We start from the raw sequence: 1,545 nt of genomic DNA, 5'->3' as shown, positions 1-1,545 counted from the left end.
AATGTAGCGATCCAGCTTATCCCGACTGGATGAATTGACTTGAGTTGGAATATCTGCGGCTTCTTCATGAATCAAGCCAGTTAAGTCATCAGTCGGTACAGCCTCATTTGCAGCATAGGAAAAGATAGTGGCAATGGTCAACGGTTTAAATATCCGACCTTGTGCTTCATCTTCAACTTGCTTTTCAGCCTGCACCTTTTCAAAGAGGTCGTAATATTGGGTCAGTGTTTCGACCGAACTAACACAGAACATCGCGGTAAATTCACGATTACGGGTTTTGGTATCGTGGATATTGACAATGTAGCGGGCAATCATTTCAAGGCGTTGCGGATTGTCATACAGTTCTTTGGTATCGATGCCTTCTACATCTTCCTCATAACTTTCATTCGTCGCCATGCCTTTGGCGGTGTATTTGCCACGATAATCAATCTGGAACTGCAAGACGTTACGATCACGGATCGCATCTACAATCACGTATTTATGCAAACACGCATTAAACAGGTAGTCTGTGGTGAGTTTTAAACCTGCTTTGCTTTGGCTGTTCTTTTCAAAAATAGGCGTACCGGTAAAACCAAACATCTGTGCATTGCTGAAGAATTTTTTGATGTTCTGATGAGTCTCACCAAATTGACTGCGATGACATTCATCAAAAATAAAGACCACTTTTTTATTTTTAAGATAATCAATCGATTCTAAATAACGTTCGGTGCTGATGGCCCGATTGAGCTTTTGGATGGTGGTCACAATCAGTTTGTCATGACGTTGATCCAGCTGTTTCACCAAGGTCGATGTGTTATCGGTGCTGTCCACACTGTCTGCTTTAAAAGCATTAAACTCACGTGAGGTTTGTGTGTCGAGGTCGTTACGATCCACCACAAACAAGACCTTTTCTACATCGGGCATTTGCATGATGATCTGACTGGCTTTAAATGAAGTCAGGGTTTTACCTGAACCTGTAGTGTGCCAGATATAGCCGTTCTGATCGGAGTTTTGTACATGCTCCACAATTTTCTGTACTGCATAAATCTGATAGGGACGCAGCACCATCAGGCTTTTGGTGGTTTCTAGCAGCACCATGTACTGGGTCAGCATTTGGGTTAGATGCTGTTGATTGAAAAATGCGTCGGCAAAGTCGACAATTTCATTGATGTGTTTGTTATGGACATCCGCCCAGGGAAAGGCAAACTCGATGCCTGTGGTGCCGTTGGAGTAATAACGGGTATTGGCACCATTACTAATGACAAACAGCTGAATAAAACCAAACAGCCCTTGCCCTGCCCAATAGGCTTCACGAATATAGCGTTGCGTTTGATTAAAGGCTTCGGCGATTTCCATACCGCGCTTTTTCAGCTCAATCTGTACCAAAGGCAAACCATTGACCAGTAAGGTCACATCAAAACGGCTGGTTCTGCCATTATAGTCGCGGTGGTCGATGGTGATTTGATTGGTGACTTGATAAATATTTTTGCTAGGATCATCAGACAGGAAAAAAAGGTGTTTACTGGTTCCATCATCAAATTTGACTGGAAATAGATCACGCAGATT

Annotated in this window: 1 protein-coding gene; it reads right to left on the bottom strand. The window is 43.0% G+C overall.

Annotation, left to right across the window (positions count from 1 at the left end; genetic code table 11):
* Nucleotides 1-1,545, bottom strand: a 1,545-nt coding sequence (locus G5T77_RS16380; protein ID WP_166139590.1) for an HsdR family type I site-specific deoxyribonuclease, incomplete at both ends; no start/stop codon positions are given.

Source organism: Acinetobacter sp. GFQ9D191M (assembly GCF_011174875.1).
Taxonomy (GTDB): Bacteria; Pseudomonadota; Gammaproteobacteria; order Pseudomonadales; family Moraxellaceae; genus Acinetobacter.
The sequence above is the reverse complement of the archived record's forward strand: the minus strand, read 5'-3'. Positions and strand labels throughout refer to the sequence as shown.